This window comes from Williamsia sp. MIQD14, from assembly GCF_051025635.1.
Taxonomy (GTDB): Bacteria; Actinomycetota; Actinomycetes; order Mycobacteriales; family Mycobacteriaceae; genus Williamsia_A.
On the sequence record NZ_JBPFDG010000001.1, the window covers coordinates 1190410 to 1210994 of the forward strand.

General features: G+C 67.0%; 21 protein-coding genes and 1 pseudogene. 12 read left to right on the forward strand and 10 right to left on the reverse strand.

All coding sequences use genetic code 11. From position 1 onward, the window contains the following. The first annotated feature begins 1 nt into the window (after window position 1). The 3 genes from ACQ7HM_RS05105 to ACQ7HM_RS05115 all read left to right on the forward strand — a co-directional run bounded on the left by ACQ7HM_RS05105 (window position 2) and on the right by ACQ7HM_RS05115 (window position 2288). Window positions 2-1204, forward strand: coding sequence for a hypothetical protein (locus ACQ7HM_RS05105; RefSeq protein ID WP_434215134.1), 1203 nt, complete (start codon window positions 2-4; stop codon window positions 1202-1204). 269 nt (window positions 1205-1473) lie between these two features. Next, complete coding sequence (locus ACQ7HM_RS05110; RefSeq protein ID WP_434215135.1) at window positions 1474-1983, forward strand: hypothetical protein; 510 nt, start codon at window positions 1474-1476, stop codon at window positions 1981-1983. Then, a complete protein-coding gene (locus ACQ7HM_RS05115; protein ID WP_434215136.1) occupies window positions 1980-2288 on the forward strand; it encodes a hypothetical protein in 309 nt (102 codons plus the stop codon). Before ACQ7HM_RS05110 ends, ACQ7HM_RS05115 begins: the two co-directional genes overlap by 4 nt. Window positions 2289-2608: 320 nt before the next feature. On the opposite strand, the gene ACQ7HM_RS05120 is transcribed toward ACQ7HM_RS05115, so the two are convergent. The 3 genes from ACQ7HM_RS05120 to ACQ7HM_RS05130 form a co-directional block, all read right to left on the reverse strand. Continuing rightward, entirely contained in the window at window positions 2609-3187 is a 579-nt protein-coding gene (locus ACQ7HM_RS05120) for a TerD family protein (protein ID WP_055784298.1), read from the reverse strand. 93 nt (window positions 3188-3280) lie between these two features. Continuing rightward, window positions 3281-4159, reverse strand: coding sequence for a haloalkane dehalogenase (locus ACQ7HM_RS05125; protein ID WP_434215137.1), 879 nt, complete (start codon window positions 4157-4159; stop codon window positions 3281-3283). Window positions 4160-4166: 7 nt separating this feature from the next. Further along, on the reverse strand, window positions 4167-5048 hold the full coding sequence (locus tag ACQ7HM_RS05130) for a LysR family transcriptional regulator (protein ID WP_434215138.1): 882 nt from the start codon (window positions 5046-5048) through the stop codon (window positions 4167-4169). A gap of 88 nt (window positions 5049-5136) precedes the next feature. Here ACQ7HM_RS05130 and ACQ7HM_RS05135 point away from each other — a divergent pair, with 88 nt between their 5' ends. The 5 genes from ACQ7HM_RS05135 to ACQ7HM_RS05155 all read left to right on the forward strand — a co-directional run bounded on the left by ACQ7HM_RS05135 (window position 5137) and on the right by ACQ7HM_RS05155 (window position 11018). Next, window positions 5137-6381, forward strand: a complete 1245-nt coding sequence (locus ACQ7HM_RS05135; protein ID WP_434215139.1) for an MFS transporter — start codon at window positions 5137-5139, stop codon at window positions 6379-6381. Between the two features lie 106 nt (window positions 6382-6487). Then, window positions 6488-7807: a hypothetical protein gene (locus ACQ7HM_RS05140; RefSeq protein WP_434215140.1), complete on the forward strand. Its 1320-nt coding sequence runs from the start codon at window positions 6488-6490 to the stop codon at window positions 7805-7807. Window positions 7808-7905: 98 nt separating this feature from the next. Then, window positions 7906-8823, forward strand: a complete 918-nt coding sequence (locus tag ACQ7HM_RS05145) for an esterase/lipase family protein (protein WP_434215141.1) — start codon at window positions 7906-7908, stop codon at window positions 8821-8823. A gap of 31 nt (window positions 8824-8854) precedes the next feature. Next, window positions 8855-9682: an SDR family NAD(P)-dependent oxidoreductase gene (locus ACQ7HM_RS05150; RefSeq protein ID WP_434215142.1), complete on the forward strand. Its 828-nt coding sequence runs from the start codon at window positions 8855-8857 to the stop codon at window positions 9680-9682. 7 nt (window positions 9683-9689) lie between these two features. Then, a complete protein-coding gene (locus ACQ7HM_RS05155) occupies window positions 9690-11018 on the forward strand; it encodes a hypothetical protein (protein WP_434215143.1) in 1329 nt (442 codons plus the stop codon). Between the two features lie 13 nt (window positions 11019-11031). On the opposite strand, the gene ACQ7HM_RS05160 is transcribed toward ACQ7HM_RS05155, so the two are convergent. The 4 genes from ACQ7HM_RS05160 to adh all read right to left on the reverse strand — a co-directional run bounded on the left by ACQ7HM_RS05160 (window position 11032) and on the right by adh (window position 14418). After that, entirely contained in the window at window positions 11032-11922 is an 891-nt protein-coding gene (locus tag ACQ7HM_RS05160) for an SDR family oxidoreductase (RefSeq protein ID WP_434215144.1), read from the reverse strand. 50 nt (window positions 11923-11972) lie between these two features. Further along, window positions 11973-12359 carry a DUF779 domain-containing protein gene (locus tag ACQ7HM_RS05165; protein WP_434215145.1) on the reverse strand — a complete coding sequence of 129 codons (387 nt, stop codon included), beginning with the start codon at window positions 12357-12359 and terminating at the stop codon, window positions 11973-11975. A 120-nt stretch (window positions 12360-12479) separates the two neighbouring features. Further along, entirely contained in the window at window positions 12480-12893 is a 414-nt protein-coding gene (locus tag ACQ7HM_RS05170) for a DUF779 domain-containing protein (RefSeq protein WP_434215146.1), read from the reverse strand. Between the two features lies 1 nt (window position 12894). Next, window positions 12895-14418 carry an aldehyde dehydrogenase gene (adh, locus tag ACQ7HM_RS05175; protein WP_434215147.1) on the reverse strand — a complete coding sequence of 508 codons (1524 nt, stop codon included), beginning with the start codon at window positions 14416-14418 and terminating at the stop codon, window positions 12895-12897. Between the two features lie 151 nt (window positions 14419-14569). Between adh and ACQ7HM_RS05180 the strand changes: the two genes are divergently transcribed. Further along, complete coding sequence (locus tag ACQ7HM_RS05180) at window positions 14570-15037, forward strand: SRPBCC family protein (RefSeq protein ID WP_434215148.1); 468 nt, start codon at window positions 14570-14572, stop codon at window positions 15035-15037. Between the two features lie 15 nt (window positions 15038-15052). On the opposite strand, the gene ACQ7HM_RS05185 is transcribed toward ACQ7HM_RS05180, so the two are convergent. From ACQ7HM_RS05185 to ACQ7HM_RS05195, 3 genes and pseudogenes are all read right to left on the reverse strand, one after another. Beyond that, window positions 15053-15352, reverse strand: coding sequence for a GNAT family N-acetyltransferase (locus tag ACQ7HM_RS05185; RefSeq protein ID WP_434215149.1), 300 nt, complete (start codon window positions 15350-15352; stop codon window positions 15053-15055). Between the two features lie 289 nt (window positions 15353-15641). Beyond that, a pseudogene (locus ACQ7HM_RS05190) lies at window positions 15642-16088 on the reverse strand (GNAT family N-acetyltransferase); the annotation flags it as partial. Window positions 16089-16145: 57 nt separating this feature from the next. Continuing rightward, window positions 16146-16976, reverse strand: a complete 831-nt coding sequence (locus ACQ7HM_RS05195) for a DUF1206 domain-containing protein (RefSeq protein WP_434215150.1) — start codon at window positions 16974-16976, stop codon at window positions 16146-16148. 113 nt (window positions 16977-17089) lie between these two features. Between ACQ7HM_RS05195 and ACQ7HM_RS05200 the strand changes: the two genes are divergently transcribed. The 3 genes from ACQ7HM_RS05200 to ACQ7HM_RS05210 all read left to right on the forward strand — a co-directional run bounded on the left by ACQ7HM_RS05200 (window position 17090) and on the right by ACQ7HM_RS05210 (window position 20571). Further along, window positions 17090-17506, forward strand: a complete 417-nt coding sequence (locus tag ACQ7HM_RS05200; protein ID WP_434215636.1) for a Fur family transcriptional regulator — start codon at window positions 17090-17092, stop codon at window positions 17504-17506. A gap of 84 nt (window positions 17507-17590) precedes the next feature. Beyond that, on the forward strand, window positions 17591-19804 hold the full coding sequence (katG, locus tag ACQ7HM_RS05205; protein WP_434215151.1) for a catalase/peroxidase HPI: 2214 nt from the start codon (window positions 17591-17593) through the stop codon (window positions 19802-19804). A gap of 482 nt (window positions 19805-20286) precedes the next feature. After that, on the forward strand, window positions 20287-20571 hold the full coding sequence (locus ACQ7HM_RS05210; RefSeq protein WP_434215152.1) for a hypothetical protein: 285 nt from the start codon (window positions 20287-20289) through the stop codon (window positions 20569-20571). The last annotated feature ends 14 nt before the right edge of the window (window positions 20572-20585 follow it).

A 20585-nucleotide genomic window follows, 5' to 3' on the forward strand; every position in this document is an offset into this window, starting at 1 on the left:
CATGGTTGCGGTTGACCCTCTGGCGTTGATGACGGCGGCGCAGTCGCTCTATCTGACCGGCACGAGTGCGCAGCAGAAACTCGATTCAGTGCACGGCGCTCTCGCTGCTCAGCACGGGATGGCGGGGACAGATCCAGCCGCCGGCACGTTTTCCAGCCAGTACGACCCGGCCGCGAAGAGCGTCTACGACTCGGTCGCCACCTGGGCGGACGCTTGCCGGAACCTCGGCCTGATGCTCGGTGCGACCGCGCTGAACCACAACGACGCCAACGCCGCCGCCGCTCAGAAGCCACCCCCTGACATCGGCTCAGTGCCGGCCGATTCCACACCGGGCCCGGATCCGGCCACGGGTCTGCCGTCCTCGCTGGGCGATCCGTCCAGTGCGCCCGCATGGTGGACTCTGATCGAGCGCTATGTGCAAGGCAAACTGTGGCCGAACGGCCACCAGGACCGGCTGCGGTCGAGCCGCACCGCCTGGCACGATCTCGCCTCCGACGTCGACGCCAACGCCTGGCAGATCTATGACCAGATGAAGGTCATCAACGCCCAGGATTCACCCGACCTCGACGCCGCGACCGACCTCTTCAACCAGCTCTACGGCTCCATGGCCGACATTTCCTCTGCCTCGCGCGCATTGGTCGACACATGCGAAGCCCACGCCGCGAACATCGATGCCGCACACAGCGAGATCATCAGCCAAGCCGCGGAGATGGTGATCGAAACCGCGTTGATCGGCGGGATCACCATGCTCGTCACTGGAGGACTTGCTGCGATGGGCGGCGGTGCGGCGGCCGAGGCGAATCTGAGTCGTGTGGGCGCCGCGATCGCCAACACCGTGCGGGGTTTCGAGGGCACCACACTCGCGGTGGCCGGGGGCGCCGCCGCGCCTGCCGCGGTCGGGGCCCGGATCGCCGCCACCATGGAAGGTCTCGCCGGTCTGCCGGTCGCCCGCATATCCGCGATGGCAGCGGGCGGAAATGCGGCGAGGCTGACGGCCGAAGACCTGCAGTCACTCCGCAAGGCCGACTACGACGCGTACCGTGCCGGCAAAGCCAAGCTGGGGTTGCCCGCTCGCGACGAAGAGAGCTGGTGGAATACACGTGAAGCCTTCCGCAATGCCCAAAAGCAGGGCAAAGACTACGAGGATTATGTCCAGGATGAGGCGGGACTCACTAAAGAAAACGGTTGGGACCCACAAAGATAAGCGCCGAACGGGCTGAAGAATACTGAGGAAGGCGCTCGGCGATGGGATTTCATGAACGAGGAGGGAAGGCAAGCAGTCGAGTGCAAAAGTGGCCAAGTCGACAAGGCGACGTTTGACCGACAGTTTGGAGTCGACAAAGAAATGGTTCTCAATCAAGAATGGCCTATGCGCTACTATCTGAAGGAACCCCTGAATCCGGATCAAATGGCTCAGCTCAGGCAGCTGGAAGTTGATTCTCAGGGCAAGTTCTCGGTCGTCATAGGAGGTTGATGGAAATGGCAGGCTGGTGGTGGAGTAGGCCAAATTTTGTTGCCGCGCAGAAAGATGAGAGCTTTCAGGCATGGGTGACCATGATCGAGTTGGGGTTCGACCTTTGCGAATTCGATGATCTCGTGCCTGAACTCGAAGGAGACTACTACCGGGACGACGCACTACTGGTCGCCGAAAAACATTTCCTTCGTTTGTTTCCGGATCGCGCCACTGTCAAAGCAAAGGAAAATACCCACACGTACCTTCTGTTCGTGGGACTCATTGGCCACATGTATGTCCATCACCTAGAATGTAAATGGGTCAACCAGGTGAAAGACGCAGAGTATTCGATTACCGAAGTTGGCCCGGCAATCGAACAACCTTGGAACAATCGAATGCTGCTTAGCGTGATCGCGTCCCCCCGAGTCGCGGCAATTCGTCACGAAGGCAACTTGTGGGATTTCACTTTCAGGAACAATCGTAAGAATTATCTGGAATGGGTTGAGCAGGGCAGGCCTGAACCGAAATGACGCCGAAGACCCGAATAGACGCAGCAAGAGCGATCGACGCGGCTGTCGGGCAAGCGGACGAGCTGCGTGGCGGGGTGCAAGTGACTGTTGATCGTAATGGTCGGGTGAACAGCGTGGTGCTTTCCGATCACGTTCTCGAGCTACCCGCGGTGGAGTTGGCCGAACACATCCAGAAGGCCTGTGCCCGCGCCTACAACGATCGCTTACGCCGCGTATCTAAAATCCTGTCGGAGACAGCGCACTTGTTCGACCCCGCAACGATCGAACGCCTGAAGGCCGTCTATGCGCGGGTGAAAGAGGGATAAGTCCCGCACACGGCCTGTTCTCCAGAGGTGGAGCGCGTGCGACCCGGTATCGGTAGCGTCGAATACATCAGCCCTGCGCGAGCCGGCTAAACCAGTGAGACAGCTGAGCCGCCACCTTGAGACGCGTTAAAGGAGTTCGGTTTTGAGCAAGCTGGGCAATTTCGTCTGGGGTATCGCTCACCAGCCACGAGGCGTCTATAAGCCGCACCAAGGCGGCCGTCTCGATCTCGGTTACACCCTCGAAGTCCTGTACGCCGCGTGGGAATGGCGCGCCGGTAGGTCGACACCGATCGCCGCATGACCGCGCTCCGCGGAACGCGTCAATCGACGTCGACGCCGAAGTCACGCGCGATGCCGGCGAGTCCGCTCGCATAGCCCTGCCCCACGGCTCGGAACTTCCATTCGGAGTTGCGCCGATACAGTTCGCCGAACACCATCGCCGTCTCGGTGGATGCATCCTCACTGAGGTCGTAGCGCGCGAGCTCGACGCCGTCGTCGATGTTGACGACGCGGATGAACGCGTTGACCACCTGACCGAAAGTCTGTCTGCGGTTGTCCGCGTCGTGGATGGTGACCGCGAAGATCATCGACTCCACCCGCGGATCGAGGGCCTTGAGGTCGACATTGACCGATTCGTCGTCGCCGTCACCTTCGCCGGTGAGATTGTCCCCGGTGTGCACGATCGCCCCGTCGGGTGACGTGAGGTTGTTGTAGAAGACGAAGTAGCTGTCCGACAACACCTTCCGGTCGGATCCGACGGCCAGCACGCTGGCGTCGAGGTCGAAGTCCGCTCCGGTGGTGGCACGCACGTCCCAACCCAGCCCGACGCTCACCGCGCGAAGGTCTGGGGCCTGCTTCGACAGCGAGACATTCCCGCCCTTCGCCAGCGACACCGACATCTGTTGCCTCCTCCGACCGGTGAGCGCACGTTCGCCGCGCTCGTTCCCAGCGTATCGGCCGCGCTCCGCGGAGCGCGGACACCCGGGGTCAGGTCAGGACCCGCCCATCCACGCGATGATCTCCTCGGCGATCTTCTCGCCGCGGTCCTCCTGGAGGAAGTGGGCGGCGCCGGTGATGGTGACCTGCTCGCCGGCGGTGGGGATGAGGTCGGTGAACACCTGGCCCGACCGGGGGTGGGGAAACACCGGGTCGCTGTCGGAGAAGGCCAGCAGGACCGGCGTCGTCCACCGGCGCAGGTCATCCGAGACCCGTGTGAGGACGTCCGCGCCGACAGATGCGGCATCGACGGGGACGATCAGCGGGAACTGCGCGGCACCGGCTTTCGACTCGACCGTCGGGAACGGCGCGTCGTAGGCGGCAATGACCTCGGGCGGCACGTCGGTGGCGGTAGCACCGGCGATGATGCCGCCGACCGGGAGGTCGGGGGTGCGCTCGGCGAAGTCACGCCAGGCGAGGAACCCCTTGCTGACCTTCCCGGTGAACAACCCGGTGTTCATGATGACCAGCCGGGCGACGCGGTCGGGGTGTTCGGTCGCCCAGCGCAGACCGATGGGGCCGCCCCAGTCCTGCACGACGACGGTCGCGTTCTCGACACCCAACTCGTCGAGCACGTGGTCGGCGACCGCCGAATGACGGTCGTAGGTGTACCAGTGCCGGTCGGTGGGTTTGTCCGACCGTCCGAAACCGATGTGGTCGTAGGCGATCACGCGATACCCGGCGTCGACGAGCGGTTCGATCATCTTCCGGTAGAGGTAACCCCACGTCGGTTCACCGTGGAAAAGCACGATGGGATCGCCGACACCCTCGTCCACGTAGTGGATCCGCATGCCCTCCCACTCGAGATAGCGGGGCTCGTGATCCCAACCGGGAAGGTTCTCGAAGCGATCGTCGGGGGTGCGGAAGACGTCCATCCGACGATCATGACCCCGTGGCGCACCGTTCGACGACGAAGTCGCGAAACCGCGCGGCCGGTAGCGGCAGCGCACGATCTCGCTGCCAGATGAGCCCGATCTCGCGGGTGGTCTGCGATCCCGACAGCGCGATGAGCGACACGGTCGCCGGTGTCTGCGCACCGTCTTCGATGGGGAGCACCGCCACGCCGAGGCCGGCGCCGACGAGACCGGCCATCGTGCCCAGCTCGCTGGATTCGAAGGTGATGTCGGGGCGGAAGTCGTTGGCGGCGCACAGTTCGTCGAGGATGCGGCGCATACCGAATCCGGGGGCCATCGCGATGAACGACTCCGAGGCGACCTCGTCGAACGCGACCTCCGAGCGGGTCGCGAAGCGATGATCGAGCGGCACGGCGAGTCCGAGGCGCTGACGCATCAGCGGCGCCCACGCGACCTCGGTGCTGCGTGGCCGAGGTGAGACGACGGCCAGATCGGCCTCACCCGAGAGCACACGGCCGACGACGGTCTCGGCGGCGTCCTGGCTCAGCGTGAACGAGACGTGCGCGTCGCGCCGGAACGCTCCGATCCACTCGGGCACCAACCGCACCCCGAAGGAGTGCAGGAACGACAGGTGGATCGTTCCCTCGACGGGATCGATCATGTCGGCGATCTGGTGCCGTGCGGCCTCCATCTCGGCCCGGGCCCGACGGCAGTGCGTGAGGTAGACACGCCCCCGGTCGTTCAGGGCGAGTCGCTTCCCGCGACGGTCGAACAGGGTGGCGCCGATCTCCCGTTCGAGCCGCGCCAGCGCGCGCGACAACGTCGGCTGCGACACGTGGAGCCGCTGTGCGGCCACGCTGACGTTCTCGGTCTCGGCGAGATCGACGAACCACTCGAAATCCGACTGCACGCTGATCAGCGTATATGCGTTTTACGCATGACGAACCCCGAAATGATTCATTTCCTTTCCGAAGCACCGGATGGAAATGTGAGACGACATGAGTTCAGCAGTGCGTGTATCCGGCTCGGCCGCGACGGACCTCGCCGGCCATCCCGCCGGATCGAGAGAGTTCCGCAAGGCAACGCTGGCGCTGTTCGCCGCGGGTATGGCCGCCTTCATGGCGATGTACCACGTGCAGGCGATGCTGCCGGTCTTCTCCGACCACTTCGGGGTCTCGCCCACCACCTCCGCGCTGACGGTGTCGCTCACCACCGGGTTGCTGGCACTGACGATCATCCCGGCCAGCGTGCTGTCCGAGCGGTACGGCCGCGTGCGCGTGATGGTGATCTCCGCCGTCGCGGCATCGATCCTGGGTCTGGTGTTGCCGTGGTCGCCGAGCATCGAGGTCCTTCTCGTCGGACGCGCCCTCGTCGGGGTGTTGTGCGCCGGCGTCCCGGCGGTCGCGATGGCCTATCTCGCCGAGGAGATCGACGGACCGTCCCTCGGAAAGGCCATGGGCTACTACGTCTCCGGCACCACCATCGGAGGTCTCACCGGCCGTCTCGTACCGGGGCTGGCCGCCGATGTCGTCGATTGGCGATGGGCACTCGAGATCGCCTGCCTGGTGTCGCTCGGCTTCGCGATCGTCTTCATCCGGCTGGTGCCGCCGTCGAGGAACTTCGTGCCGCAGCGCGTGACCGCGCGGATCGTGGTGGGCAACCTCGCCGGTCACCTGCGTGATGTCCCCATGCTGTGTCTGTTCGGTCTCGCGTTCGTCCTCATGGGCGGGTTCGTCACCGTTTACAACTTCCTCGCCTACCGACTTCTCGACTCGCCGTTCTCGTTGCCGCAGAGCATCGTCAGCCTGGTCTTCCTCATGTACCTCGCGGGCACGTTCTCCTCGACCTACGCCGGCCGGATGTCGGATCGCCACGGACGCGGTCGCGTCCTCGGGGTCTCGATCGCGGTGATGGTGGCCGGCCTGATCGTCACCGTCCCCGACGCGTTGCCGAGCACCCTGGTCGGCATCTTCTTCTTCACCGCCGGCTTCTTCGGCGCGCATTCGGTCGCCAGCAGCTGGGTCGGCGCCCGGGCGAGCGACCACCGCGCCGAGGCCTCGTCGCTGTACCTCTTCGGCTACTACCTGGGCAGCTCGGTGGCCGGCGCGCTCGGTGGCCTGGCCTTCACCGCGGCCGGCTGGGTCGGTGTCGTCGGCTACGTCGGTGTGCTCATGGTCGTCGGTGTCGTCCTGGCAGCCGCCGTCATCATGCGTACGGCACGAGAATCAACGCCGTCGGCCTGACCGGTTTGTTCTGACCACGATGTAGTACGCAGAGCTACCAATCCGCGCCGGCGCCGAATCCCCGATGACACAGTGTCGAGATGGACCGCTTTCTCGGACTCTTCCCGTGCCGGAGCTGACACGATCGACCGGCGTCGCCCTCACTGTGGGAGTCGGCGCCGGTTCGGCAGGTGCCACCCTCGCCCTCACCTCGGTGACCACCGGCTCGTTCGCTGACGGATGGCGGTCGCTCTATGACAGCCCCACCGCCGCTCAGGCCCTCGGCGCAGTGCTCGCGGTACTCGTCGCGTCGGTGCCGATGCCCTCGTCGGCCCGTCTCCTTGTGGTGCTCGCGGCAGCGATCGTCCTGGGGTCCACTCTGACCGTCGACCCCGATGACTCGCTGATCCTGGCGTATGTCGTCTCGGCACTCGCCGGCCTCGTTCTCGGCGGCACGGTGCGGTGGTCGACCGATGTCGCGAGCCACATCCGAGGGCTGCCGACCGCGGCCGCCCTCGGTGCGATCGTGGGAGTCGCTGTGCACCAACCGCTGACGAATCCTTTCGTCTTCTACCCCCGTGGTGAAGCGACCCAGGTCATCTCGGTGCAGTCGGTGACCGTTGCTCTCCTCCTGATCACGATGACCCTCGCGGCCGGCCTGAATCCGCACGTGCGAGCGGTGCTCTCACCGTCGCGTATGTCGTCGCCGGCGCCCCGGATCGACGGCCGCGCAGCGGTTCTGGGAGTGGCGGTGGCCGCGATGGCGGTCGCGGTCATCGGGTGGAACACCGCGACCGTCAGCGACGACGAGTCGACTCACGAGTGGTACCTCGGGTTCATCCAGGTGGCGATCATTCTCGCGGTCGCGGTGATCCTGGGCGGACCGGGTGGGTCGGCGCTCGCCGCGTTCGCCGCCTGGACGGCGTCGCGCGCGGGGGACACCAGTTGGGTTCCCGACCACCGCGCGTGGCTCATCGTCGCCGTGGCCGTGGCGATCGCCGGTGCACTGGTCGGACGCCGCGTCGGGCGGCCCATCGTCGGCATCGTCGTGCTCGCGGTGTGCGCGGCGACGTACCTCGTCTACGGCTCGGCGATGGACGCGGTGTACTCGTTCACCACCCTGTTCATCGCACCCGGAGCAGTTGCCTTCACCGTCGGTGCACTCCTGCGCTCGGGGCGAACACCCGCGGCAGGCACCCTTGCCATCGCGCTGGCCGGTCCGGCTCTCTGGATCCTCTCACCGCGCAGCCACTTCATCGCGTTCGGTTATGTCGGCAGCGAAGGCCCCGAGAGCTTCGACGCCAGCGGGTACTTCGGCCCGAGCACGTTGTCGGCGGCCACGGAGACCGCGGTTCCCATGATCATCGCCGTCGTCGCGTGCGGCGCAGCACTGACGCTGATCGCGCGGCGCGCGGGCGACCCCCGGCCTGATCAGGCGGAGTGGTGATCGGAGTCGGCACCGCGTTCTCGCCGAGCATTCGTCGCAAAACGAGGACATCCGACCTCAGCCGGTCGTACGTTGAGCGAATGATCGACACGCGGGCCATGAGGGTACTGATCACGATGGTCGCCGCCGCGGCGATCACCGTTTCCTTGGGCTCACCGGCGGCCGCAGCCCCACTGCCCGTGCAGTATTCACTGAACGCCGCCACCGCGACCGCCCTCGCGCGGCCGGACTCCGCTCCCCCGGGCTCGAATGACTTCACCTGCCGTCCGAGCCGTGCGCACCCCCGTCCGGTGGTGCTGGCCCACGGGACGCTGTTCAACATGACCATCGACTGGCAGGCGCTCTCACCACTGCTGAAGAACGCCGGCTACTGCGTCTATGCGTTCACCTTCGGCCAGCAGCCCGCATCGAACTACCTCGGGTTCCCCGGTGCTGCGAAGGTCGGCGGGACCGGCCCCATCGAGGAGTCCGCTGCGCAGCTCGCGCGATTTGTCGATCGCGTGCGGGCCTCCACCGGCGCACCGAAGGTCGACATCGTCGGGCATTCCCAAGGCGGCATGATGGCGCGGTACTACGCCAAGTACCTCGGCGGCCGCTCCACCATCGACAACCTCGTGGGGCTCGCGCCGTCCAGCCACGGCACCACGGTTCTCGGCCTCGCCTCGATTCCCGGTGTGCCCGAGGCGCTCCGACTCGGACTCGGCGCGGCGATCCGCCAGCAGATCGCCGGATCGGATTTCCTGCGGCGCCTCAACGCCGGCGGCGACACCGTGCCCGGCATCCGCTACACCGTGATCGAGACGCGATACGACGAGGTGGTGACCCCGTACACCACCGCATTCCTCCGCGGACCGAACGTCACCAACATCCTGCTGCAGGACTCGTGCTCGCAGAACTACACCGACCACCTCGCGATCGTCTACGACCGCCGCGCACTGAGTTACGTCATGCGGGCACTCGACCCGAGCGCTCCGATAGCGCCCTGCGTGTTCTCGACGCCGTTGTCCGGGGTCTGAACCGCCGAGGGCGCCTGACACGATGGGCGCCATGACACCACGCGAGACGATCGTCATCACCGGCGCCAGCGACGGGATCGGGGCCGCAGCAGCGCGTGCGCTCGCTCCCGACCACGATGTCGTACTGGTCGGCCGATCCCCCGAGAAGACCGCCGCGGTGGCTCGGGAGCTGGGCGTACCCCACCACGTCGCTGACTTCGCCGAACTGGCCCAGGTCCGCGCGCTCGCGACGACCCTGCTGGAGAACCATCCGCGGATCGACGTGCTCGTTAACAACGCCGGCGGCATCATGGGCGACCGCGAAGTCACCGTCGATGGGTTCGAGAAGACCTTCCAGGTGAACCATCTCGCGCAGTTCCTGCTGACCGAACTCCTCGCCGACCGTCTGGCCGAGAGCGACGCCCGCGTGATCCAGTCGGCCAGCGTCGCGGCCAAACAGTGGGGTCGGCTGGATCTCGATGACCTCCAGAACGAGAAGAACTACTCGCCCGAGAAGGCCTACGGTGACGCCAAATTGGCGAACATCCTGTTCACCCGTGAACTGCAGAAGCGGTACGGCGCCCGCGGGATCGCAGCGGCCTCGTTCCATCCCGGGATCGTCGGCACGAACTTCGCCCGTGACACCACCCACCTGATGCGATTCGCCTACCACACGCCCGTCATCAAGAACCTCGTCACGATCTCGCCGAGCAAGGGCGCCGACACCCTCGTGTGGCTGGCCACCTCGACACCGGGCTCGGACTGGGAACCCGGCGGCTATTTCGCCAAGCGTAAGCCGGCGACCTCCAGCCGACAGAGCACCGACATGGCTCTCGCCGAACGCCTCTGGGACATCAGCGCCGAGATGGTCGCGAGCTGATCACCGGATGAACCGGCTCGGGATCGCGTGCGTCGCCGTCATCGGCGTCGTCGCGGGCGCGGTCCTCACGGCGCCGACCGCGAGAGGTGACGTGTTCGGCTTCTCGGCATCTCTGCCGGGGTTCCCGTACGACTCGAGTCCGACCGCCATCGCGCTCGGCGGGCTCCTGGCGTTGGTGGTCGCCGTCGTGCCGGGGCGCGTCGGCATCGCCCTCGCCGGTATGGGCGCGGGCGCAACGGTTCTCGTCGTCGCCGCACTGCTCGACACCCCACCCGCGATCGTGACCGCGGGAGCGGGCGCGGCGCTCGGCGGCGCGGTCGCACTCGCGTCGACGATCGGTGTCAGGGCCGCTCTCGCCGCCATCGTCGCGGGCTTCGTCGTCGGCGGCTACGCGGTGCCCGCACTCGCCCGCATCCGCCTTCGCGAACCGTCCACGCCCCGCCGATACGCGGACTACCTCCCGTCCGACGGGTCGTACACACGGTTCGCCGGCGACGCGGTGCTCGTGATCGGCGCGGGCCTCGTCGTCGTCGCCTCGGTGGTTCTCGCCGTCACGCTCCGACGACGATTCGCCGAGCCCGTGGAACGTCCGCCGGTGCCGTCGGTGGGCATCGCGGCTGCGGCCACCGTGGGCGGGGCCCTGGTCTTCTGGTGGTTCCTGCGCTGGATCAGTTCCGCGGTGAGTGATTCGACAGGCCTGCACACGTTCCTCGGCGGCTACGTCCTCGCCGCCGGCGCCGTGGCGATCGCGGTGCTCACACCGGGTCGGCGTGGCCTGATCTGGCTCGCGGCCGTCGCGGTCGTGGCCGCCCACGGCGCCGACGGCACGACCGCGAACGGTATGACGATGGCCGTCGTCCTCGCCGCGCTCGTCGCATTCGGCGCGGCCGTGGCGTTCGCGTTGTCACGGGAGTCCGCGTCGACCGGGTCATCGCGACTCGTGGTGGTGGGAGTGGTCTTGCTGACCTTCCTCACCGCGACGCAGTTCCTCGACGGCGATCTGTCCGCCGCGATACCGGTAATCGCCGGCGGATTCGTGGTCCCCGCGGTGGCCGGGTGGGTGCTCACGGCGTCGGTTCGCGGGGCCACCCCACCCGACGGCGCCGTCGTGATCGGCGCCCTGGTGGCGCTGCCACTGCTGACGCGCACCACCGGCGCCAGCGTCGGGTGGACCGCGTACACACCGCTGACCGACTCCGACGGGCTCGACGGCTTCGGTGGCTTGAGCTACTCCGCGGCGACGAACACCGGGATCATCAGCGCCGTGGTCACGACCGCCGTCTGTGCAGCTGCCGCAGTCGTGCTGTCACGCCGCTCCGCGACGACCCGAGACTGACCTCCTGCGGCGATCAGTGATCGCTCTCGACCACCGCGCCGCTGTCGATGTTGCGCGCGCTGGTGGAGCGCCCGAGGGCGGCGACCTCGGCATCCATCTTGGGGATGACGGTGGGAGCCTGTGCGAGCGAGGACTTCTCGCCGATCGGCGAGGTGATCACGTTGCGCAGCCACCCGATGGCACCCACCCAGCCGGGCACGAACACGCGGCGCTTGCGCTTCTCGAGTCCGGCGACGAAGGCGTCGACGCACTTGTCGACGGTGGTGGTCTTGCTCAGCGGACCGGGCAGCGCATCGAGCATCTCGGCGAACGCGGAGAGGTCCTTCTTGGCGTCCTGCACCAGCGGGGTGTCGATCCACGACATGTGCGCCGAACCCACGTCGACACCGAGATGCTTCACCTCGAGGCGCAGTGCACTGGCGAAGTTCTCGGCGCCGGCCTTGCTCGCGTTGTAGGCGGCGAGGCCGGGCGCGGGGGTGAACGCGGCGAGCGACGACACCACGAGGATGTAGCCCTTGCGGTCGATGACCGAGGGCAGCGCGGCGCGCACGGTGTGGAAGACGCCGGTGATGTTGATGTCGACGACCCTGCGGAACGCGATCGGATCGGTGTTCAGCACCGACCCGTAGCTGGCGATGCCGGCGTTGGCGAGCACCATGTCGATCCCGCCGAAGGCCTCGATGCCCGTTGCGACGGCGCGTTCCATGGCCGCGAGGTCGGTGACATCGGCGACGACGGTGACAGCCGACGAACCCAGCTCGTCACCGATCAGGCCGAGGGGTCCCTCGTCGAGGTCGGTGATGACGACCTTCGCGCCCTTTCCGACCAGCGCTCGAGCGGTCTCACACCCGATACCGCGAGCGCCACCGGTGATGAGCACGACCTTGCCCCGTACAGACGACATCGACTTCTCCTACCCCGACCCGACGTCTTCGCGTCACGGGCGGTTCCAACCTAGCGGGCGGGCGCGGGCTCGGCGAACGGCTGCGCGACGAACCGGATCCCGTCGGGCGCCTCCAGGCTGAACCCCGATCCGCGTCCGGCGGCCACGCCCAGCACGATCTCGGCCTCGTGCCACAGCTCGTGTCGCTCGGGCGACACCCACACCTGGGTCGGTGGCAGCGGGGAGGGGAGTGCGATCTCGCCGACGGCCACGTCTCGCAACCCGACGTGGAACTCACGCAGGGGGTGGCACATGGGGTCCGATCCGGCACAGGTGCCGCCGGCCTCGTGGACGAGCAGCTGACCGTGGACCTCGGTGAGTGCGGTGAGCACCTCGACGGCGGCGCCGGTCGCCAGCACGAGGTCGTGCGAGGAGACGGGCAGGTCGTCGACGGTCATCGATCCATGGTGAACCGTCGGGGTGCGCAGCGCGACCGGTAGGACGCAGACCGCCCCGGTCGTCTCGATCACAGACGAACCGGGGCGGCGGTGCAGGTCACGCGGCAGGCGGGTCCGGACTCAGGTCGCGAACTCCGCTCCCCGCCGCGGCGGGCAGGCGTCGAGCCAGGTGTTCTCGGCCTCGTTGAAGACCCGCGAACGGGCGAGGAACCGCACACCCTCGGGCGCCTCGAGGCTGAACCCGGCTCCTCGGCCCGGCACCACGTCGAGGATCAGCTGGGTGTGTTTCCACACCTCGTACTGGTCGCCCTGGATCCAGACCCGCACGGCGGGAATGGGATCGGCGAGGTCGATCTCGCCGAGCAACACATCGCGCTGCCCGACGCGGAACTCGTTGGCCGGGTAGCACATCGGGGCCGAACCGTCGCAGCATCCACCGGACTGATGGATCATGAGGCCGCCGTGGAGCTCCGACAACTTGGTCAGGAGCTCCACCGCGGACTCTGTGGCGACAACCCTGTCGGTGGCAGTCATCTCAGAAGAAGCCCTTGGCTCCCTGGGCGTAACCGACGAGGAGGTTCTTCGTCTGCTGGTAGTGCTCGAGCATCATCAGGTGGTTCTCGCGCCCGATGCCCGAGGCCTTGTAGCCGCCGAAGGCCGCGTGTGCCGGGTAGTCGTGGTAGGTGTTCGTCCACACTCGACCGGCCTGGATCTCGCGGCCCGCGCGGTAGGCGGTCGCGCCGTCACGCGACCAGACGCCCGCACCGAGCCCGTAGAGGGTGTCGTTGGCGATCGACATGGCCTCGGCGTAGTCGGAGAACGTCGCGACCGACAGCACGGGTCCGAAGATCTCCTCCTGGAAGATGCGCATCTTGTTGTTGCCCGCGAACACCGTGGGCTTCACGTAGTAGCCGCCGGCGAGGTCGCCGTCGAGCTTCAACGGCTCGCCACCGGTGAGCACCTTCGCGCCCTCCTCCTGTCCGATGCTCAGGTAGGAGACGATCTTCTCGAACTGATCGTTGCTGGCCTGCGCACCCATCATGGTGTCGGTGTCGAGCGGGTTGCCCTGCTTGATCTTCTCGACGCGGGCGACGGCGAGATCCATGAACTCGTCGTAGATCGACTCCTGGATCAGCGCGCGGCTCGGGCAGGTGCAGACCTCGCCCTGGTTGAGGGCGAACATCGTGAAGCCCTCGAGGGCGCGGTCGCGGAACCCGTCGTCGGACGCCATCACGTCGGCGAAGAAGATGTTCGGGCTCTTGCCGCCGAGCTCGAGGGTCACCGGGATGATGTTCTCCGAGGCGTACTGCATGATCAGCCGGCCGGTCGTGGTCTCACCGGTGAACGCGATCTTGCGGATCCGGTTGCTCGACGCGAGCGGCTTGCCCGCCTCGACACCGAAACCGTTGACGATGTTGATGACGCCGTCGGGCAGCAGGTCGCCGATGATCGACATGAGGAACAGGATCGAGGCGGGCGTCTGCTCGGCCGGCTTGAGCACGACCGCGTTGCCTGCGGCCAGTGCCGGGGCGAGCTTCCAGACCGCCATGAGGATCGGGAAGTTCCAGGGGATGATCTGGCCGACGACGCCGAGTGGCTCGTGGAAGTGGTAGGCCACGGTGTCCTCGTCGACCTGCGACAGCGAACCCTCCTGTGCTCGAAGCGCTCCCGCGAAGTAGCGGAAGTGGTCGACGGCGAGCGGGATGTCGGCGGCGAGCGTCTCGCGGACGGCCTTGCCGTTGTCCCACGACTCGGCGACGGCGATCTTCTCGAGGTTCGCCTCGATGCGGTCGGCGATCTTGAGCAGCACCAGCGAGCGTTCGGCGACCGAGGTCTTGCCCCAGGCGGGGGCGGCGGCATGGGCGGCGTCGAGTGCGAGGTCGATGTCCTCGGCGGTCGAACGGGCGACCTCACAGAAGGTCTTGCCGTTCACGGGCGAGGGGTTCTCGAAGTACTGACCCTTGACCGGCGGCGTCCACTTGCCACCGATCCAGTTGTCGTAGCGCGACTCGAAGTTCATCACCGCGCCGTCGGTTCCGGGGTTGGCGAACACTGCCATGTCTGGACCTCCCTGTCCTGGCCCGCGCATGCTGGTACGACCAGTCGTCGTCATCACCGCACGGGGTACTTGTGATGTGCACCACAGACGCTACGCCGATCGACGTTGCAAGCCCGTTGCATAGTCGGAGCGGATGCGTAGCGTGAGGGACATGACGAACTCCACCGTGACCTCCGTCGACATCGGCCCGAAGATCGTCGCCCGCCAGGTGCAGGTCAACGCGCCGGCCCACGAGATCTTCGCCCTGGTCGCCGACCCGCACCGCCACCACGAGCTCGACGGTTCGGGCACCGTTCGTGACTCCGCGGTGAAGGGTCCTGACCGCCTGACCACCGGCGCGAAGTTCAGCGTCGGCATGAAGCAGTTCGGCTTCCCCTACAAGATCACCTCGACGGCGACCGAGATCGTGCCCGACAAGGTCGTCGAATGGCAGCACCCGATGGGCCACAAGTGGCGGTGGGAGCTCGACGAGAAGACCCCCGGCGTCACCACGGTGACCGAGTCGTTCAACTACGGCACCGCCAAGCTCCCGGCCGCGCTCACGCTCACCGGCTACGACAAGAAGAACGGCGAGGGCATCAGCGAGACCCTCACGCGTCTCGCCGCGCGCTTCGCCTGACCCTGACGGACGGACTCATCGGACCACCGGCTTGCGCAGGGTCACTGCACCCGAGATGTGGCCGGTGGGACTGGTCGTGTCGACCACCTCGTACCCCGCTCGGCGGTAGAGGTCGAGGTTGCGAACGCTCCGCGCTCCGGTGAACAGCTCGAATCGGGAGATCGTCCGCGGCGCAGCCCGTTCGATCTGCTCCAGCAGTCGGCGGCCCAGCCCCTGGCCGGCCATGTCCGGCGCCACCATCAACCGGCCGATCTCCCACGTGTCGCCGACCGGGCGGCCCCGCACGGCGCCGATCAAGCGAGGTCCGGTTCGCACCGTGAACACCGTCACCGATCCAGGCGACGACCTCCTCGAGCGACTCGCGCAGCGGCGGGATGTCCAAGGTGTCGTTCGCGAATGCCTCGGCCACCCAGCAACAGCGCTGCAGCACGAGCAGCTCCGGCGCATCGGCCACGTCGGCCACCGCTGTGACCGTCTCCGGCGGCGATCCAGACCGATGCGCTTCATCGCCGTCGAGCACGGTCTGCGCGTAGAGCAGCATGTCCCGGGGTTCGCCGTCGATGAGGTGGCTGCCGCGCAGCAGCCCCTCGCACCTGTAGCCGGCGGTGCGCGCCACGCCGCGCGAACCGGTGTTCCACGGTTCGATGAAGAGCTCGACCCGGACGAAACCCTCGAGCCCGAACACGAAATCCGTGGCCAACCGCAGCGAGCGGGACATCACCCCGGCGCCGCGGAACTCCTCGGCCAGCCAGTAGCCGATGTGGAACCGACCGTGACGAGGCAGCGAGACCCACACCCCGATCTGCCCCATGGCCTCGTCGGTGAGGGCGTCGGCGATCGCGAACGACCAGCCCTCGCCGTCGCGAGCCCGCTGATGCTGGCGCTCGACGAACGCGACGGCATCGTCGTCGTCCCCCTGGGCCGCCACAGTCGTGATCCACGGGATGAGGGGGTCGCGCCCCGCGGCGACGACCGCCGCCGTGTCGGCGGACGTGAACGGTCGCAGTCGGATTCCTGCGCCCTCCAGAACAGGCATCGTGAGGGCGGCCATCCGCTGATTCTGCGGAGGTGTCGACACATCACGCAACGAGATTGTCGGGACGCGGTCCTACATGCGCGCGTAGCGGGCCATGACGAAGGCGTAGACGCCGTAGGTGGCGACACCGACGGCCGCGACGAAGAGCAGGATCTGGCCGGCCGGCGCGGAGCCGAGTGTCTTGACCGCGCCGTCGATCCCGGTGGCCTTCGACGGATCAGCGCTCACGACCGCGACACCGACGAGGACGCCCGCGACGGCGAGCACGACTCCCTTGGCGACGTATCCGATGACCCCGGTGGTGCGGACCGCGGCGTTGTCGTCGAGGGACAGGTCATCCATGAAGTTCCTGCTGATGCCCTTGTAGACGTGATAACCGCCGACACAGAACACGACGATCCCGACGACCACGAGCGCGAATTTGCCTGCGCCCGAGCTCATGAGCCGCGCACTGAGGCCGGCGTTCTCCTTGCCGCTCGAGGTGCCCTCGCCGAGGGCGAAACGCACCGCCGTCCAGGCGAAGGCGAAGTAGACGACGGCGAGGCTCAGCGCCTTGCCACGGTCGGCCAGTCCGGACGCCCCCTCGTCGTCGGGGCCGTTGGGCTCGGTGGCGTGGACGCCGACGACGGCCTCGGCCACCCGCCAGAACGCCATCGCGACGAACGCGATCGCGGCCGCCCACAGGGCGACGGTGCCGCCGGTGGTGCTCGCGACGGTCGACAGCGCTCCGGACTGGTCGGCATTGCCGCCGGCGCCGAGGGCGATGCGCACGATCACGTAGGCGATGAGGACGTGGACGACGCCGCTCGTGACGTGACCGGCGCGGGCGGCGGCCTCGAACCAGGCGTTGCCGGTGGCGTCGTCGACGGCGCGCACCACACCCCCGACGCCGAACTTCCGCATGCCGCCACCCTAGGAAGTCCGACGTCATCGAGAATTCATCCCCGCGAGTCTTGACTGAGTCCAGAAAAGTCACGCATAGTGGTGCTGTGCACCCGGCGACCGATCACACGGAGATGTTGCGCGCAGCGTCGCTGCGCGTCACCCGCCCGCGCGTGGCGGTCCTCGACGCGGTCGCCGCCCATCCCCACGCCGACACCGACACCGTCTTCACCTCGGTGCGCACCGTCCTGCCCGAGGTGTCGCGGCAGGCGGTCTACGACGTCCTCGGCGCCCTCACCCGCGCGGGTCTGGTGCGCCGCATCGAACCCGCGGGGTCGGTCGCCCGGTACGAGTCCCGTGTCGGCGACAACCACCACCATGTCGTGTGCCGCTCGTGCGGCGCCATCGCCGACGTCGACTGCGCCGTGGGCGAGGCACCGTGCCTGACCGCGTCGACCGACAACGGCTTCGTGATCGACGAGGCCGAGGTCATCTACTGGGGATACTGCCCGCAGTGCACCACCGAACGCCGGGCGCGACCAGCGAGCTGATCGCGAACCCGTCTGCACCACAGCCAGTTGTCAACCACCGGAAGGAATCTCGTGACCGAAGCCCACGAAACACGCGAAAAAGAGATGAACGAGGACCAGCCTGCTGATCACGCGCAGGGCGGTTGCCCGGTGGTGCACGGCAACGCTGCACCGGTGGAGGGTGGCAACACCAACCGCGGCTGGTGGCCGCACAACCTGAACCTCGGCATCCTGCAGAAGAACCCGGCCGTCGCGAACCCGCTGGGTGAGGACTTCGACTACGCGAAGGCGTTCAACAGCCTCGACCTCGCCGCGGTGAAGGCCGACATCAACGAGGTCCTCACCGACTCGAAGGACTGGTGGCCCGCCGACTGGGGCAACTACGGCCCGTTCTTCATCCGCATGACCTGGCACTCGGCGGGCACCTACCGCGTGCACGACGGTCGCGGCGGCGCGGGCGCCGGCATGCAGCGCTTCGCCCCGCTGAACAGCTGGCCCGACAACGCCAGCCTCGACAAGGCGCGCCGCCTGCTGTGGCCGATCAAGCAGAAGTATGGCAAGAGCCTGTCGTGGGCCGACCTCATCGTGCTCACCGGCAACGTCGCGCTGGAGTCGATGGGCCTGCAGACCTTCGGTTTCGGTGGCGGACGCGAGGACCGCTGGGAGCCCGAGCAGGACGTCTACTGGGGTCCCGAGCAGACCTGGCTGGGCGATGAGCGCTACACCGGCGACCGCGAGCTCGAGGAGCCGCTCGGCGCCGTGCAGATGGGCCTCATCTACGTCAACCCCGAAGGCCCCAACGGCAACCCGGACCCACAGCTGTCGGCCAACGACATCCGCGAGACCTTCGGCCGCATGGCCATGAACGACCGTGAGACCGCGGCTCTCGTCGTCGGCGGACACACGTTCGGAAAGGTCCACGGCGCAGGCGATCCCGAGAAGTACATCGGACCCGAGCCCGAGGGCGCACCTCTCGAGCAGATGGGCCTGGGCTGGAAGAACAGCTTCGGCACCGGCAACGCCGAGTACACCATCACCTCCGGCATCGAGGGTGCCTGGACGCCGACCCCGACCCAGTGGGACAACTCCTACCTCGAGACGCTCTACGGCTACGAGTGGGAGGTCCACAAGGGACCCGGCGGTGCGTGGCAGTGGCGTCCGCAGGACGGTGCCGCCACCGATCTCGTCCCCGACGCGCACGTCGAGGGCAAGAAGAACCCGCCCATGATGCTCACCAGCGACATGGCGATGCGCGTCGATCCGATCTACGAGGAGATCACCCGCGGCTGGCTCGCCGATCCCTCGTCGCTCGCCGACGAGTTCGCCCGCGCCTGGTTCAAGCTGCTGCACCGCGACATGGGGCCCGTCGTCCGCTACCTCGGACCCGAGGTGCCGAGCGAGGAACTGCTCTGGCAGGACCCGGTTCCCGCGGTCACCGGTGACCTCATCGGTGGCGAGGACATCGCGGCGCTCAAGGCGAAGATCCTCGAGTCGGGACTCACGATCTCGCAGCTGATCAAGACCGCATGGGCGGCGGCCTCGTCGTTCCGCGGCAGCGACAAGCGCGGTGGCGCCAACGGCGGTCGCATCCGTCTGCAGCCGCAGGCCGGGTGGGAGGTCAACGAGCCCGACGAGCTGGCCCAGGTGATCCGTTCGCTCGAGTCGATCCAGGAGTCGTTCAACAGTGCAGGCGGCGTGCAGGTCTCGTTCGCCGACCTCGTGGTGCTGGGTGGCGCGGCCGCACTCGAGAAGGCCGCGAGCAACGGTGGCGTCGACATCACCGTCCCGTTCACCCCGGGTCGTACCGATGCGACGCAGGAGCAGACCGACGTCGAGTCGTTCTCCTACCTCGAGCCCAAGGCCGACGGGTTCCGCAACTTCCTCGGCAAGGGCGACCGCCTGCCCGCGGAGTTCGCACTGGTCGATCGGGCCAACCTGCTGACCCTCAGCGCACCGGAGCTGACCGTGCTCGTCGGCGGCCTGCGTGTCCTGGGCGCCAACCACGGCGGCTCGAAGCTCGGTGTCCTCACCGACAAGTCGGAGACGTTGAGCAACGACTTCTTCGTCAACCTCCTCGACATGGAGACCGTGTGGGAGCCCGTCGGCGACGAGCAGGGCACCTACGTCGGCAAGGACCGCTCCAGCGGTGCGGAGAAGTACACCGGTAGCCGCAACGACCTCGTGTTCGGGTCGAACTCGCAGCTGCGGGCCGTCGCCGAGGTCTACGCCGAGAGCGACTCGAAGGAGAAGTTCGTGCACGACTTCGTCGCGGCGTGGGACAAGGTCATGATGGCCGATCGCTTCGACGTGCAGGGCTGACACTCAGCTCGACACACCACGACACCCCGTCGACCGCACCGGTCGGCGGGGTGTCGTCGTGTCAGGACTTGTTCGCGGCGCACTTCGGCGGGCGACCGGCATCGGGACAGTACTGAGGAGGGGAACACCATCCGCACTACGAAACGGGTCGCCAATGCCTGGCGTACAAGACCGCAAACCCTATCTCAATCACAACCTTGCGGTGGCAGGCATCAACTCGTTCTGATTGCGAACTAGCTGTCAGCGGTCCGGGGTCGGCCCGCTCGGAACGGCCCGAGCAAGCCGCGCGGCGCCCGGGCTAAGTCGTTGAAAGATGGCTTGTCGAGCCACGGTGTAGTGCTAGCCAGCACCACATCACCGTATTCCCGGCATTCGCGGTATCGTGATGCAGAGCGCGTGCCATGGCAACAGCCTTCGATCTCGTCGCGAACTAAGATCGAAAACGTGAACTGGATTGCCGCACAGCCTTTTAGCTGGTCTGCTTGAATTTCAAGATGAATATTCTAGGAACGCTTCTGGTCGTCGCAATCTTCGCTTTGTTGGTCTGGCTGTACGTCGCACACCGGGGGGTCCTTTTCGGGCTAATAGTCCTCACGACCGTCGTTTTAACCGTGGTTGCATCGATCGCCGCCGGAATTGCTGTGGAGGGCTTCTGGCAGGGCTTAGGCGTTGGTATCGGTGTTTTTGTGGGGTGCGCTCTCGGTGGCGCAATGGGAATCTCGCATCTAGGTGCAGTAATGGAGATAGATAAAATCGGTCGGCATTGAACTCGAGCTCAGCA